Origin of the sequence: Nocardia sp. CC213A (genome assembly GCF_030766805.1) — a bacterium.
Taxonomy (GTDB): Bacteria; Actinomycetota; Actinomycetes; order Mycobacteriales; family Mycobacteriaceae; genus Nocardia; species Nocardia otitidiscaviarum.
The window spans coordinates 1-13,787 of the sequence record NZ_JASFXA010000036.1; the positions used below are offsets into that span (position 1 = coordinate 1).

The following is a 13,787-nucleotide window of genomic DNA, read 5'->3' on the forward strand; positions in this document are numbered from 1 at the left end:
GGTCCGCGTTCGCGCGCGACCTCGGCGAGGTGTGCGCTGCGTTCGCGGGCGGCCCCGGCGTACTCGGGTCCGCGTTCGCGGGCGAGTTCGGCGAGGTGGCTGCCGCGTTCGCGGGCGGCCTCGGCCAGTTCGGGTCCGCGTTCGCGGGCGATCTCGGCCAGGTGCGCGCCGCGTTCGCGGGCGATCTCGGCGATTTCGGTGCCGCGCTCGCGGGCGGTCTCGGCCCATTCCGGTCCGCGTTCGCGCGCGACCTCGGCCAACTCCTGGCCGCGCTCCTTGGCGGTCCCGGCCACCTCCGCACCCTTCGAGGCCGCCACCTCGGCGACGTGGCGGGCGCGAATGGCGGTGTCGTGCAGGCGGTCTCGCACGGCCGGACCGGCGTGGTCACTCGCGCCCAGCGGCAGGGCGGCCGAGACGGCGGCGGCCGTGCGCTGGGCGGCCCGGCGGCCGCGCCAGCCCAGCGACGGCCTGCCCTCGGTATCGGCGCTGGCGATGAGCAGGCCGCCGAGCAGGCTCATATCCTTGAAGAACGCGGTCCGCTTGGCCGCCTTGCGGGTGGGATCGGTCTCCTGCCAGAAATCCTGATTGGTCACCGCCGATGGCACCACGGTCATGGCGAGCATCAGCGAGGCGAGTCGCGGCACCTTGCCCGTGGCGAGTAGCACCCCGCCAGCTATCTGCGCGCCGGCGTTGATTTTCACCAATGTGGCCGGATCGGCGGGCAGTTTCTCGGCGACCCCGGCGAACCGGGATTCACGCTGCTGCTCCAGGAGGGTGTTGGCCGCCTTCACCCGTTCGTCCGGGTGCATGAGCGTGTCGGCCCCATCCGCGAGAAAGGCGGAGGCCAGCAGCGGCCGGGCAAGTCGTCGTAGCAACATCAACGGGCCCCTTGCTTCGGAAATAGGTCACTTTGTCGGTGGGTATCTCCTGCGCCGGAATTCAAACGTACCGGCGGGCAACGCTGTAGCTACCGAGTATAGGGCGGTATCGGGCGCGGATCAGACGTCGAGGCCGTCCTGCAGCGTGGCGATGGCCCCGTCCAGGGTTCTGTGGAGGGCGGACAGTGAGTGGTCGGTGTTCACCACCCAGTGGTCGAGTCCGACGCCCAGGGCGGCGAAGCAGGCCGCGGCGGCGACCTGGGTGCGCAGATCGGCCTCGGCCAGTCCGGCGCGGCGGGCGAAGTGCTCGGCGAGGACGTGGCGGCGCAGCACCGCCCCGGTGAAATTCTCCTGTCGCAGTTCGGGATTGGTGATCAGCACCTGGCGGGCGCGGCGGACGGTTGCGGCCTGTTCGCGCCGCTGTTCGGCATCCGGTTCGTGGACGAGCAGTTCGCGCAGCGCGCCGCGCAGCGCGGTGAGCGCGGACTCCTCGGGCGGTCGCCGGTCCATGGCCGCGAGCAGGAAGGCGACGAGGTCCTCCTCGTGGCCGAACACCACGGCCGCCTTGGACGGGAAGTGGCGATGGAAGGTGCGACGCGAGACCCGCACCGCGTCGGCGATCTGCTGCACGGTGGTCTGCTCGTACCCCTGTCGCTCGAACAGCCGCAGCGCGGCGTCCATGAGTTCCCGGCGCACGCGGGCCTTCTCCTGCTCGCGCAGTCCTACCGATTCCGGCATGTCCCGCCCTTCGTTGTCCAACCCACACTATTTGATGTCACGCCGTGACACTTTTCCGGTTAGCCTGATCGAAGTGTCTCACTGTGACACTATTTGCTCACCGATGCGAGAGGGCCGCGATGACGCGACGCGCAGTACTCACCCTGGTTTCGACGGCGATAGTGGCGAGCGCGCCGCTCGCGGGCAGCGCGGCGGCCGATCCGCCGAGCGCGGCGCACACCTCCGCACCGGGCACCGTCGTCAGCGCCGCGGCCCTGCCCGCCGAACTGTGGATCCCCGGCACCGGATCGGCGCGTCGGCTGACCTACTGGACCCAGGACTCCGCGGGCGCGCCCGCCCTGTCCACCGGCGCGATCTTCGTCCCCGCCGGAACACCGCCGCCCGGCGGCTGGCCCGTGCTCTCGTGGGAACACGGCACGGTGGGCGTGGGCGACGCCTGCGCGCCCTCGACCGCGGGCCGCTCCCAGCGCGACCTGGACTACCTCGGCACCTGGATGGACCAGGGCTACGCCGTGGTCGCCACCGACTACATCGGACTCGGCACCCCGGGCGGACACGCCTACCTGGACGGTCGCGCCGAGGCCAACGCCGCCATCGACATGGTGCGCGCGGCCCGCGCGGTCGATGCCTCGCTGGCCGCCAAGTGGGTGGCCATCGGCCAGTCCCAGGGCGGCGGCGCGACCGTCTTCACCGCCGCGCAGGCCACACGCTACGCACCCGAACTCGACTACCGCGGCGCGGTGGCGACGGGTCCGGCCTCCAATGTGGCCGAGGTCTTCGGCCTGCTCGGCCCGGACAGCGTGCCCGTCCGGTCCGCCGCCCTGACGGCCTACGGCACCTATGTGTTCAACGGTTTGCGCACGGCGCTGCCCGATCTGGACCTGGACAGCTACCTGTCGCCGCTCGGCAAGGAACTGGTGGCCGCCGCCGAAACCCTGTGCTACGCGCCCATGACCCAGCGTGCGGCCGGAGTGGCGCTCGGCGAACTGCTGGCGCGGCCGCTCGCGGAGGGCGATCTCATCGCACGGGCGCGCACCGTGCTCGACGTGCCCATGTCCGGATACGACCGCCCGCTGTTCATCGGACAGGGCACCAACGACACCGATGTGCCGATTCCGTTGACCACCAAGCTCATCGCCGATCTGGAAGCGCACGGCGTGCGTCCCGAGGTGCACATCTACCCCGGCAAGGACCACAGCGCGACCATGGCGGCATCGCTGCCGGACAGCATGCCGTTCGTGGCCCGGCTCTTCGCCTGAGCCGGATCGGTCGCCGGTCGCGCCGGTTCAGCGGCTGACGGCGGTCTCGAATGTCACATGCGACAGCTTCTCGGGATTGCGCACGACGTAGAGCCCGGTGACGAGACCGTCGTCGATCCGCACGGCCACGATGCCGTCGATCGCACCGTCGATGCGCACGACCAGGGCCGGGAAGCCATTGGCCTGCACCGGCTCGACCGTCAGCGTCCCGCCGTGCCGGTCCAGACCACCGGCCAGCAGGCGGCCCACCCGGCGCGCGCCCACCACGGGTCGGGTGATGGCCTGCTTGATGCCGCCGCCGTCGCCCAGCATCACCACGTCCGGGGCGAGAATGTCGAGCAGGCGGCGCAGGTCGCCCGTTTCCACCGCGACCTGGAAGGCGTCCAGCGCGTGCCGGGTCTCGGCGGGGGAGACCACCCCGCGCGGGCGGCGCGCGGCCACGTACGCCCGCGCCCGGTGCGCGATCTGACGCACCGCGGCCGGGGTCTTGTCCACGGCGGCGGCGATCTCGTCGTAGCCCAGGTCGAAGACGTCGCGCAGGACGAAGACCGCGCGCTCGGTGGGCGCGAGGGTCTCCAGCACCAGCAGCATGGCCATCGAGACGCTCTCCGCCAATTCGACGTCCTCGGCCACATCGGGTGAGGTGAGCAGCGGTTCGGGCAGCCACGGGCCGACATAGGACTCCCGGCGGCGGCCCAGCGTGCGCAGTCGGGTGAGCGCCTGGCGGGTGGTGATCCGCACCAGGTAGGCGCGGTCGTCGCGCACCGCGTCCAGGTCGACGCCCGTCCACCGCAGCCAGGTCTCCTGCAATACGTCCTCGGCGTCGGCGGCCGAACCGAGAATCTCGTAGGCGACGGTGAAGAGCAGGTTGCGGTGGGTGACGAATGCCGCGGTGGCCGCATCCGTGCCGTCGGCCTCGTGCATGGTGACTCCTGTCCGTGTCCTCGACCGTATGTCACACACCAGACTCCGCGGCCGCCGCGCACGTGACACGCCGGGGCCGTGATCGCCGCCACGCCTCGCGGCCCTCGGGCCGGATCGCCGCCGCTCTTCGCGGCGCTCGGGCCGGATCGCCGCCGTGCTTCGTGGCGTTCGGGCTCGCCGCCGCGCTTCGGGCTCGCCGCCGCGCTTCGGGCTCGCCGCCGCGCTTCGCGGCCTTCGGGCGGAGATCGCCGCGGCGCTCGGGCGCAGATCGCCCCCACGGCTCATGGCGCACGAGCGGGACGGCCCGTTCGGTCTCGGTGCACCCGTCGTCCGGCCGCGAGGGGGGACGGGATCGCACGGTCGGCCGACTCGCTAGCCGGTGCGCGCCACCTTCACCGCTTCGGTCACCAGCGGCACCTGGAGCGGAAGGCGCAGCAGTACACCGGCCTTGAGCGGTAGCGCGAGCTTCGGATCGCGGCACCAGTCGGCGGCCATCCGGATGTTCGCCGGGAAGACGGCGAGGAAGAGCAGGGCCGCGAGCGCACCGCCGGTGCGGCGGGTGCGGGGTGTCGCGAGCAACCCGGCGATCCCGAGTTCGGCGACGCCGGAGGCATAGGTGTAGGTCCGTGCGCTGCCGGGCAGCGACCGCGGGACGATGGCGTCGAAGAACTTGGGGGCGAGGAAGTGCATGGTGCCGGCCACGCCCAGGAGTACCGTCAAACGTAGGGAAGCGGCCGAGGCCGCCCGCGCGCGAGAATGTGACACATGCGACACCCTGCCATACCGGCTGCTCGGTAGGGGTAGCGGCGGGAGTTCGCCACAGGTTCGGCGGTGTCCGAGTTTGACGGAGGTGGACCCGGGTACTCCACTTTGTCGGGACTGTCCGAACGAACTAGAGGTGTGCGTGGTGGACGCGAAGCCGCGTCCGGCTGGGATTGGGATATGAGTGCGAACCTGATGATCGTGGAGGATGACGACCGCGTTCGCGTGGCCCTGCGGTTGGCCATGGAGGACGAGGGCTATGACGTCGCTGAGGCGGAGGAGGCAGAGGTCGCGCTCAGGCAGCTGCGTGACAACGGAGCACCCGATTTCATGATCGTGGATCTGATGCTGGGCGGTATGGACGGCTTCACCTGCATCCGCGAGATCCGCCGCGACCACGACGTCCCCATCATCGTGGTCAGCGCCCGCGACGACACCCACGACGTGGTGGCCGCGCTGGAGGCGGGCGCCGACGACTTCGTCACCAAGCCGTTCGAGGTCAAGGAGATCACCGCGCGCATGCGCGCCGTGGCCCGGCGCGCGCGGTTCGCCGAACAGGCTGCCGCGGAAGAGGATCCGGATTCCGAACTGGGCACCATGGTGCTCGACGAGCAGGTCGGCAACCCGCTCGTGCTCTCCACCGAGAGCGGGATCGTGCGCCGTGGCGACGAGGAGATTCACCTCACGCTCACCGAGTACCGGCTGCTGTGTGAACTCGCCGGCTCGGCCGGGCGGGTGCTCAGCCGCGGCACCCTGCTGGAACGGGTGTGGGACCGCGGCTTCTTCGGCGATGAGCGCATCGTCGACGTGCACATCCGGCGACTGCGCACCAAGATCGAGCGGGATGCCTCGGATCCGCAACTCATCGTGACCGTTCGAGGGCTGGGGTATCGACTCGACGTCCAGCGGTGATCGCACTCCTGGTCGTCACCGCGGTGGTGGCCCTGGCCGTGGGGCTCGCCCTCGGCATGTGGGTGAGCCGGCGCACCTTAGAGCCGGTGGTGCGCTCGCTGCGCAGCAGCGTGGAGCGGGAACGCCGACTGGTCGGTGACGTCAGCCACGAATTGCGTACTCCGCTGACCACCCTCATCACCAGCGTCGGCGTCTTGCAGCGCTACGAGGCGGATCTGCCCGAGCGCTGTCGCCTGGCCCTGGGGCTGGTCACCGACGAGATCGAACATCTGCGCCGGGTGCTCGACGACATGCTGGCCCTGGCCAGGATGGAGGCGGGGGTGCACGCGGGCGACGCCGATCCGCTGTCGCTGAAAGAATTATTGATTCACACGGTATCCGGGCGAAAACATGCACCCGAATTATTGACGGTCGTGCAGGACAGTATGATTCGCGGCCGGAAATTGGAACTCGAACGTGCCGTGGGCAATTTGCTCGACAATGCCGTGCGGCACGGCGGCGGCATTGTCGGGATCACATTGCGACGGAATGGAGACGAAGCCGTCATCATGGTCGACGATGCCGGTCCCGGAGTCGCCGTCGCGGATCGTAAACGTGTTTTCGATCGCTTTACGACGGTGCGCGCGGGCCGTCGGACGGTGACCGGTACCGGAATCGGGTTGGCTCTGGTGGCCGAGACCGTGTCGGCGCACGGCGGGCGTGTCGAATGTGGTGAACGTCCCGGTGGCGGAGCACGTTTCATTATCCGACTTCCGGTATGTGACACACGCGGGTAACGGGCTCGTCATACGATCGCAATGAAGCCGACCGGTTCATCTCAAGATTCGGCCGCCACTCTGAAATGGTCATGAAGACACCATTCAGCCAATTCCCCGTAACTATCGATCAGCTTCTGGTGGAACCCCCCGACGGCTCCACGTTCACACTCAGATCCCCACGGGTGGAGGACGGTGGCAGTATCTGGCGAATCGCCCGCGATTCCCGCGTGCTGGATACCAATACGAGCTACGCGTACCTGATGTGGTGCCGCGACTTCGCCGGAACGTCCGTCGTCGCCGAAATAGACGGTGACATCGCCGGATTCGTGATCGGCTACTGCCGTCCACAAGCCCCCGACGTACTGTTCGTCTGGCAGGTGGCCGTGGACCATGCCTACCGCGGCCGCGGTCTGGGCGTCGAAATGCTCGACACCCTGATGAACAGCTGTGCCGCCCACGGGGTTTCGACCTTGGAGACCACCATCTCCGATGACAACCCGGCCTCCATCGCGATGTTCAACTCGCTGACGCGGCGCCGCCGGGCCGTCATCGCCGACTATCCACTCTTCGAGCGGGAACACTTCCCCGACCAGCACGAGGCCGAGCGCCTGTACCGCATCACGCCGCCGACCACACTGGAGGAGATCCGATGACCACCACCGAGACGATGACCATCTTCGAGGATCTCGAATCGAACGTGCGCGGCTACTGCCGCTCGTGGCCCGCTCTCTTCGACACCGCCCGCGGCGCGTGGCTGCACGACGAGAACGGTCGCGACTACCTGGACTTCTTCGCCGGCGCGGGTTCGCTCAACTACGGGCACAACAACCCGGTGCTGAAAGAGGCGCTGATCGACTACATCGGTCGCGACGGCATCACCCACGGCCTGGACATGTCCACCGTCGCCAAGCGCGACCTGCTGGACACCCTGCGCCGCACCCTGCTGGCCCCGCGCGGGCTGGACTACAAGGTGCAGTTCCCCGGCCCGACGGGCGCCAACGCCGTCGAGGCGGCGCTGAAGCTGGCCCGCAAGGTGACCGGACGCACCGCGGTCCTCAACTTCACCAATGCCTTCCACGGCATGACGCTGGGTGCCCTGTCGGTGACCGGCAATGCGACCAAGCGCGCGGGTGCCGGTGTTCCGCTGGTGCATTCGACCGCCATGCCCTACGACGGCTACCTCGACGACATGGACGGCCTGGCGTGGATGACGCGCGTGCTGGACGACTCCTCGTCGGGTCAGGACGCCCCGGCGGCCGTCATCGTCGAGACCGTGCAGGGTGAGGGCGGCGTGAACGTGGCCCGCGCCGCGTGGCTGCGCCAGCTGTCGGAGCTGTGCGCCGAGCGCGGCATCCTGCTCATCGTCGACGACGTGCAGATGGGTTGCGGTCGCACCGGCCCGTTCTTCTCCTTCGAGATCGCGGGTATCAAGCCGGATATCGTGACGCTGTCGAAGTCGATCGGCGGCTACGGCCTGCCGATGGCGCTGGTGCTCATGAAGCCCGAACTCGACCAGTGGTCGCCGGGTGAGCACAACGGCACCTTCCGCGGCAACAACCCGGCCTTCGTGACCGCCCGCGCGGCGCTGGAGCACTTCTGGTCCGACGACACCCTGGAGAAGGCCACCCTGGAGAAGGGCGCACGCGCCGAGCGGGCGCTGACCGGCCTGACCTCCGCCTACGACGGCCTGTCCACGCGGGGCCGCGGTCTGGTGCAGGGCCTGGTCTTCGGCGACGCCTCGCAGGCGGGCAAGGTGTGCCAGGTGGCCTTCGAGCGCGGTCTGCTGGTGGAGACCTCCGGCGCGGAGGACGAAGTGGTGAAACTGCTGCCGCCGCTGACCGTCACCCCGGACGAACTCGATCACGGTCTGGAGATCCTGGCGGGCGCCGTGGATTCGGTCTGCACCGGAAAGGCGGCCTGACACATGATCGTTCGCAGCACCGCGGAGATCACCGGGACCGACCGCGATGTGGCGGGGGAGGGATGGCGCAGCAAGCGCATCGTGCTCGGTGGTGACGGTGTCGGCTTCTCCTTCCACGAGACCACCATCGAGGCCGGAACCGTGCACGAGTTCCACTATCTCAACCACATCGAGGCGGTGTGGCTGGTCGAGGGCGAGGGTACGCTCGTCGACCTCGACAACGACGTGAAGTACGAGCTGGGACCGGGTTCGATGTACCTGCTCGACGGCCACGAACGTCACCGCCTCGAAGTGCGTGAGCGGATGCGCATGATGTGCGTGTTCAATCCGCCTGTCACCGGACAGGAGGTCCACGACGAGAACGGCGTCTACCCGTTGGTCGCCGTCGCCGCCGAGTAGGGAGATTGGGAGTCAGGAACGAATGACGCTGTCGGACAACACCGTAATCGATCGCTACCAGACCCGGACCAGCACACCGCGCGCTCACATCGAGCGCACCGATCCCACGGTGTGGGGTCACATCGAGTCCCCGGAACTGGCTACCTTCGAGCCCTACGGCTACTCCGTGATCGATGCGCTGCTCGACCCCGCCGAGGTCGCCGAATTCTCGGCGGAGACCCGGCGTTTGGCGGATGATCCGGACCTGTGGCTCGATGAGCGATTGATCATCGAGAAGACGTCGCGGCGGGTGCGCTCCATCTTCGAAGTGCACAAGCTCAGCAACGCCATCGCGGATCTGGTGCGCCAGAGCCGAATTCGAGGACTCGCCGAACAGATTCTGGGTTCCGAGGTCTACATCCACCAGAGCCGGGTGAACTACATGCCCGGCTTCCGGGGAGCCGGTTTCTACTGGCATTCGGACTTCGAGACCTGGCACGCGGAGGACGGTATGCCCGCCCCCCGCGCGGTGAGCCTGTCGATCGCACTGACCGACAACTACCCCTACAACGGCAGCCTGATGCTCATGCCCGGGTCACACCGCACCTTCGTGCCCTGCCAGGGGGAGACCCCGGCCGAGCACTACCGGGATTCGTTGCGCGAGCAGCAGATCGGTGTGCCCACCCAGGAGGACATCACCAAGCTGGCCAGCACCTACGGCATCAACCAGTTCACCGGTGCCGCAGGCTCGGCGCTGCTGTTCGACTCGAACATCATGCACGGCTCGTCGAACAACATCACGCCGTTCCCGCGCTCGAACATCTTCCTGGTGTTCAACAGCGTGGAGAACACGCTGGTCTCGCCGTTCGCGGCGGAAGCACCGCGGCCGACCTACATCGGCAGCCGGGACTTCACGCCCATCGGCTGATTCATGACGGCATCGCACCCCGCTCGGATCCGGGCGGGGTGCGATGCTGTCTACAGGCCAGGTCGGGCGCGCCAGGTCGGGCGTGCCAGGTCGGCCGCGCCGGGTTCGGCGTTCTAGGTTGGGCGCAGCGTGGTGAGGAAGTCCGCGAAATCGGTGGGCGGGCGTCCGGTCAGCCTCCGCACCGCATCGGTGACGGTATCCAGATCGCCCGCGGCGATGGCCGCGTAGGAGGTCACCCAGCCGTCCAGCTCCCATGGGGGCGCATCGTATTTCGCGCGGGAAGCGTACGCCTGCGCGAGGGTTTCCGGGTCGTAGCGGTAGGGGCGGCCCAGGATCTCGGTCATCTGCGCGGCCGCCTCGGTCAGGGTGAAGGCGCGCGGACCGGTGAGATCGTGGATCGCGCCGGCGTGCCCCTTGCCGGTGAGCACGGCCGCGGCGGCGGCCGCCACGTCCGCGCGCGCGACCGCGGCCACCGCGCCGTCACCGGCGGGTCCGCGGATGACGCCGTGCTCGTCGGCGAAGGCCGGAATCAGGTCCTGGTACAGGTTGTCCCGCAGGATGGTGAACTCCATCCCCGAGGCCCGGATGGCCTGTTCGGTGTACCAGTGGTCGCGTCCGAACGTGAAAGTGCAATCGGGCGCGGCCGCGACGAAGGACAGGTAGACGATGCGCTCGACCCCGGCATCGCGGGCCGCCTGGACCACGGCGACCTGCTGGGCGGCCCGGTCGGCGGATTCGGTCGCGGAGACGAGGAAGAAGGTGTGCGCACCGGCCAGGGCGGTGGCGACGGATTCGGGGTCGGCGAAGTCGGCGCGGGCCGTGGTCGCGCCCGGTATGGCCGGAATCCGGGTGGGGGTGCGGCCCAGCAGCCGGGTGGTCAGGCCCGCGTCGGAGAGCAGGCGCGCCACTCGTCCGCCGATCTGCCCGCTCGCGCCGGAGACGGCGATCACTTCGGTCATGGCCACAGGCTATCGCTCCGCTACCGGCTGGCTCGGGTACCATTCGGGACACGTATGATTCTCAAATGAAGGAGTGCGCGTGACCGCGACGTCGGATCGGCGGAACCGGACCGAGGGCATCCTGCCGAAACACCACGGCAACTGCTTCGGCTGCGGGCCGGACAGCCGGTCCGGCCTGCACATCGACTTCCGGCGTGCCGGTGACGAGGTCACCGGCACGGTCGTCTTCGACGAGTGCCATCAGGGCGCGCCCGGACTGGTGCACGGCGGCGTGGCCTCGGCCGCACTCGACGAGGCGGCGGGCGCGATCCTGCTCGGGCACACGCTTCCGGCGGTCACGGCGCAGCTGAATATCGCTTTCTCCCGGCCGATTCCACTCGGCCGCCCGGTCGCCGTGCGGGCCGCGCTGGACCGGCGCGAGGGCCGCAAGCTGCACATCGCCGCGCGGCTGGAACTCGACGGCGAGACCGCCGCCACGGCCGACGCCCTGTTCATCGTGGTCGAGCCCGAACACTTCCTGGCGCACGGTGCCCGGCCGGGTGATATTCCGGCACTGGGCATCTGACGCGCGCGGCCATCCGCCATCACCCGGCACCCGTCATCCGGTGATGCCGAGCGCACTGCCGGGGCTGAGGTATCGGGCGTGCGGCCGGGTGGAGGTTGGAGGGTGCGGGCAGGTCGGGGGCGGATGTGCAGCCGAGCCGGTGGGCGTCGGGTGCGCAGCCGAGCCGGTGGGCGACAGGTGCGCGGCGGGGCGTGGAAAACGCAGAGCCGCTGTCGCTCAGCGGAAGTCGCGGGTCTCACCGCGCGGGGGGATGCGGTGCAGGGTGACACCGACCGGTGCGCCGTCGAACTCTCCCGTCAGCCGCAGAGTGCTGTCGTGCTGGCGGTAGTCGAGCGTCGAATCATCCAGGCGCAGTCGGGATGCCGCGGCGTCGATGCTCAGCTCGGCGGTCAGCAGCTCGCCGGTGTCGCGGGTCAGGGCCAAGCGCTGGGCGGCGGGGCGGGCGTGCCTCCCTCCGAAATCGCGTCGTGCTCCCGCCGCGCTCCTGGCCGCGGTTGCGGCCGGTCGGCCCCACCAGGGTGGCATACCGCGCCGAGCGGGCGCGTTCGCGAAACGGGCCGGCTCATCCGGTCCTGCGTCGATCTGTGATGTAGCTGACAACTTGCTGTATAAGTAACAGGTGTGCGACAGGTGTTTTACGATTCTGGCCGTCAGTCCAGGTCGGAATTGCGTGCCTTCGGCGCGATGCGGACCCGAGTAACAGGGGGAGCGGAATCCATTGTTGCGTATACCTTCCGACGACCGACCCGATGAACCGCGCCCGCCGACACTGGGCGGCCTGCTGCGCAAACTGCGGGATGATCGTCGGGTCTCCCGGGAACGATTGGGATTTGCCGCCGGGGTCAGTGCCAGCTATATCACGCACCTGGAGAGCGGCGCTCGCGAACATCCCACCAAACAGGTCATCGAGGCGCTCAGCACCTTTCTCGACCGCGTGCACCCCCTCTCCGATGCCGAGCGTCGCCACCTGTTCGATCTGGCCGGACTCCACGACGACACGTTTCCCGACGTCGACGACCTGCGGTCCGGTATCTCCGACGATATGCGCGCCGGCCTGGCGGTGCACGGGCCCAATCCGGCGGCCTTCGTCGACACCCGGTGGAATGTGCTGGCCTGCAATTATTCCTACGCGGCGGCATTCCCGGGGCTGGTCGAGGATGTCAGTATTCTGCGCTGGTTCTTCGGCAATGCGAACTCGCGGCGGGTGATGGTGGAATGGGAGCGGGAAGCCTCGCTCACGGTGGACTGGCTACGCGGTTTGATCGGCCAATCCGGCGATACCGCCTGGGCCGGTGATCTCTTGGAGGAGCTCGGCGCGTACCCGGAATTCCGTGCCATGTGGGCGACGGGTGGGACGACCTATGGACGCGACGATCCCCGTATGCTATTGCGCGATATCGGCTCCGGTGCCGAATATTCGCTGGCGGTGCACATGTTCCGCGTGGATTACGGCCGTCATCCCGGACACATTCAGTTCTTCCTCGGCGTCCGGCGGTGAGCGGACGGCTAGGGTGGAGGGGGCTCATCCCGGAGCATTTCGAAGAGGAGAGATTCCGTGGAGATTCTGGTCAATACCGGTAGGGCTGTGGAAGGCGATCAGGGGCTGCTCGATGCGGCCCGGGAGCGGATCGCCGACGTGCTGGGTCGGTTCGGCGATCGGATCACCCGCGTGGAGGTCTATCTGAACGACGAGAACGGGGACAAGGGCGGCGCGGACGACAAGAAGTGCACGCTGGAGGCCCGTCCGGCGGGTCAGGGGCCGGTGGTGGTGACGCATAAGGCGGCAACCATCGAGCAAGCCTACGACGGCGCGGCCCGCGAGATGGTGTCGCTGCTGAGTTCCCGGTTCGGTCGGCAGCGAGATGTCAAGGGCGGGGAGAGCATTCGGCACATCCCGGCCGAGTGATGTGACTTTATGTAAGTGAAGTCAGGGGCTAGGGTCGAGGTCATGGACAACGCTTTCGCTCGTGAGATGTGGCGGGCGCTCGAACCGCTGCACGCCGTGACCTACTTCGCCGCCGAATGCATCGCCGATCGCAAAAACCTTGGGCTGCGCGGGTACTGGATGGGTTACTTCGGTTCCCGCGCAGCCCCGTTCGGCGCGGTCCGGCCCGGGGTGGTGGAGGCCACCTTCTACAACTTCCACCCGCGCATGGTGCGGCGGGCGATCCCGGACGCCTGGGACTACGCCGATCCGGAGACCATCCTGGTGGACCGGGCACGTTCGGCCGCCGCGGCGCTGACACGGGTGACGCCGGATATCGAGGAGCTGGCCGAGCGGGTGCTGCCCGGTCTGCGGGCCGCGGTGGCCGCCGCCCCGCCCGGCGGACGCGCGCTGTTCGCCGCCAATCGCGATGTGCCCGAACCGGAATCCCCGGTCGCGGCGCTGTGGCAGGCGGCGACGGCGTTGCGCGAACATCGCGGGGACGGTCATGTCGCCTGTCTGCTCGCCGAAGGCATCGACGGCTGTGCGGCGCACGTGCTGTTCTCCGCCGACACCGGGACGCCCGAGCAGCTCTGGCTCGACAATCGCGGCTGGAGCCGGGACGACTGGGAGGCCGCGGCGGCACGGCTGCGCGCTCGCGGACTGCTTGCGGGACAGGAGCTCTCCGACGCCGGTCGTGCGTTGCGCGCCCATATCGAGACTCGCACCGACGCCCTGGCCGCCGACGCCTATCGGGATCTCCCCGACGCCGAGGACATGCTGAAGCTGATCACGCCCGCGGCCCGGCTGGTATCCCGCAGCGGCGCGGTGCCGTTCCCGAATCCCATGGGCGCGCACCCGCTCTGAGCGGTCGAGGCCGC

At 69.0% G+C, this 13,787-nt stretch carries 17 protein-coding genes; 11 read left to right on the forward strand and 6 right to left on the reverse strand.

All coding sequences use genetic code 11. The features are described from left to right. Together QJS31_RS36490 and QJS31_RS36495 are read right to left on the reverse strand one after the other, a co-directional pair. A partial coding sequence (locus QJS31_RS36490; protein WP_306358936.1) for a DoxX family membrane protein occupies nt 1-878 on the reverse strand: 878 nt, incomplete at its 3' end. A gap of 120 nt (nt 879-998) precedes the next feature. Next, on the reverse strand, nt 999-1,616 hold the full coding sequence (locus tag QJS31_RS36495) for a TetR/AcrR family transcriptional regulator (protein WP_282786172.1): 618 nt from the start codon (nt 1,614-1,616) through the stop codon (nt 999-1,001). Between the two features lie 119 nt (nt 1,617-1,735). Here QJS31_RS36495 and QJS31_RS36500 point away from each other — a divergent pair, with 119 nt between their 5' ends. Then, a complete protein-coding gene (locus tag QJS31_RS36500) occupies nt 1,736-2,875 on the forward strand; it encodes a S9 family peptidase (protein WP_282786171.1) in 1,140 nt (379 codons plus the stop codon). A 27-nt stretch (nt 2,876-2,902) separates the two neighbouring features. Here the strand turns inward: QJS31_RS36500 and QJS31_RS36505 are convergent, their stop codons facing one another. Both QJS31_RS36505 and QJS31_RS36510 read right to left on the reverse strand, forming a co-directional pair. Further along, nucleotides 2,903-3,799, reverse strand: coding sequence for an RNA polymerase sigma-70 factor (locus tag QJS31_RS36505; protein ID WP_306358937.1), 897 nt, complete (start codon nt 3,797-3,799; stop codon nt 2,903-2,905). A 372-nt stretch (nt 3,800-4,171) separates the two neighbouring features. Next, entirely contained in the window at nt 4,172-4,573 is a 402-nt protein-coding gene (locus QJS31_RS36510; protein WP_372341635.1) for a hypothetical protein, read from the reverse strand. A gap of 168 nt (nt 4,574-4,741) precedes the next feature. Here QJS31_RS36510 and QJS31_RS36515 point away from each other — a divergent pair, with 168 nt between their 5' ends. The 6 genes from QJS31_RS36515 (at nt 4,742) to thpD (ending at nt 9,458) form a co-directional block, all read left to right on the forward strand. Further along, the gene (locus QJS31_RS36515) at nt 4,742-5,473 is read left to right on the forward strand and encodes a response regulator transcription factor (protein WP_282785854.1); all 732 of its coding nucleotides are present in this window, start codon (nt 4,742-4,744) and stop codon (nt 5,471-5,473) included. A gap of 38 nt (nt 5,474-5,511) precedes the next feature. Further along, entirely contained in the window at nt 5,512-6,249 is a 738-nt protein-coding gene (locus QJS31_RS36520) for a cell wall metabolism sensor histidine kinase WalK (RefSeq protein ID WP_306358939.1), read from the forward strand. 164 nt (nt 6,250-6,413) lie between these two features. Next, nucleotides 6,414-6,884, forward strand: a complete 471-nt coding sequence (gene ectA, locus QJS31_RS36525; protein WP_342355920.1) for a diaminobutyrate acetyltransferase — start codon at nt 6,414-6,416, stop codon at nt 6,882-6,884. Continuing rightward, the gene (ectB, locus tag QJS31_RS36530; RefSeq protein ID WP_306358940.1) at nt 6,881-8,152 is read left to right on the forward strand and encodes a diaminobutyrate--2-oxoglutarate transaminase; all 1,272 of its coding nucleotides are present in this window, start codon (nt 6,881-6,883) and stop codon (nt 8,150-8,152) included. The genes ectA and ectB overlap by 4 nt, the downstream gene beginning before the upstream one ends. Before the next feature lie 3 nt (nt 8,153-8,155). Beyond that, entirely contained in the window at nt 8,156-8,551 is a 396-nt protein-coding gene (locus tag QJS31_RS36535) for an ectoine synthase (protein ID WP_306358941.1), read from the forward strand. Between the two features lie 22 nt (nt 8,552-8,573). Beyond that, complete coding sequence (gene thpD / locus QJS31_RS36540; protein ID WP_306358942.1) at nt 8,574-9,458, forward strand: ectoine hydroxylase; 885 nt, start codon at nt 8,574-8,576, stop codon at nt 9,456-9,458. A gap of 113 nt (nt 9,459-9,571) precedes the next feature. Here thpD and QJS31_RS36545 read toward each other — a convergent pair whose 3' ends face one another. Next, nucleotides 9,572-10,417 (reverse strand): NAD(P)H-binding protein, encoded by an 846-nt coding sequence (locus QJS31_RS36545; protein ID WP_306358943.1) that lies wholly within the window; start codon nt 10,415-10,417, stop codon nt 9,572-9,574. Nucleotides 10,418-10,496: 79 nt separating this feature from the next. Here QJS31_RS36545 and QJS31_RS36550 point away from each other — a divergent pair, with 79 nt between their 5' ends. Further along, nucleotides 10,497-10,982, forward strand: coding sequence for a PaaI family thioesterase (locus QJS31_RS36550; protein ID WP_306358944.1), 486 nt, complete (start codon nt 10,497-10,499; stop codon nt 10,980-10,982). Between the two features lie 216 nt (nt 10,983-11,198). Here QJS31_RS36550 and QJS31_RS36555 read toward each other — a convergent pair whose 3' ends face one another. Next, nucleotides 11,199-11,405 carry a hypothetical protein gene (locus tag QJS31_RS36555; protein WP_306358945.1) on the reverse strand — a complete coding sequence of 69 codons (207 nt, stop codon included), beginning with the start codon at nt 11,403-11,405 and terminating at the stop codon, nt 11,199-11,201. A 298-nt stretch (nt 11,406-11,703) separates the two neighbouring features. Between QJS31_RS36555 and QJS31_RS36560 the strand changes: the two genes are divergently transcribed. Genes QJS31_RS36560 through QJS31_RS36570 form a run of 3 tightly spaced genes read left to right on the forward strand, consistent with a single transcriptional unit; the run spans nt 11,704 to nt 13,773 of the window. Continuing rightward, the gene (locus QJS31_RS36560) at nt 11,704-12,480 is read left to right on the forward strand and encodes a helix-turn-helix transcriptional regulator (RefSeq protein WP_282784470.1); all 777 of its coding nucleotides are present in this window, start codon (nt 11,704-11,706) and stop codon (nt 12,478-12,480) included. A gap of 57 nt (nt 12,481-12,537) precedes the next feature. Next, on the forward strand, nt 12,538-12,888 hold the full coding sequence (locus QJS31_RS36565; protein ID WP_029932244.1) for an HPF/RaiA family ribosome-associated protein: 351 nt from the start codon (nt 12,538-12,540) through the stop codon (nt 12,886-12,888). 42 nt (nt 12,889-12,930) lie between these two features. Continuing rightward, nucleotides 12,931-13,773 (forward strand): hypothetical protein, encoded by an 843-nt coding sequence (locus QJS31_RS36570; RefSeq protein WP_282784467.1) that lies wholly within the window; start codon nt 12,931-12,933, stop codon nt 13,771-13,773. Nucleotides 13,774-13,787 lie beyond the last annotated feature (14 nt).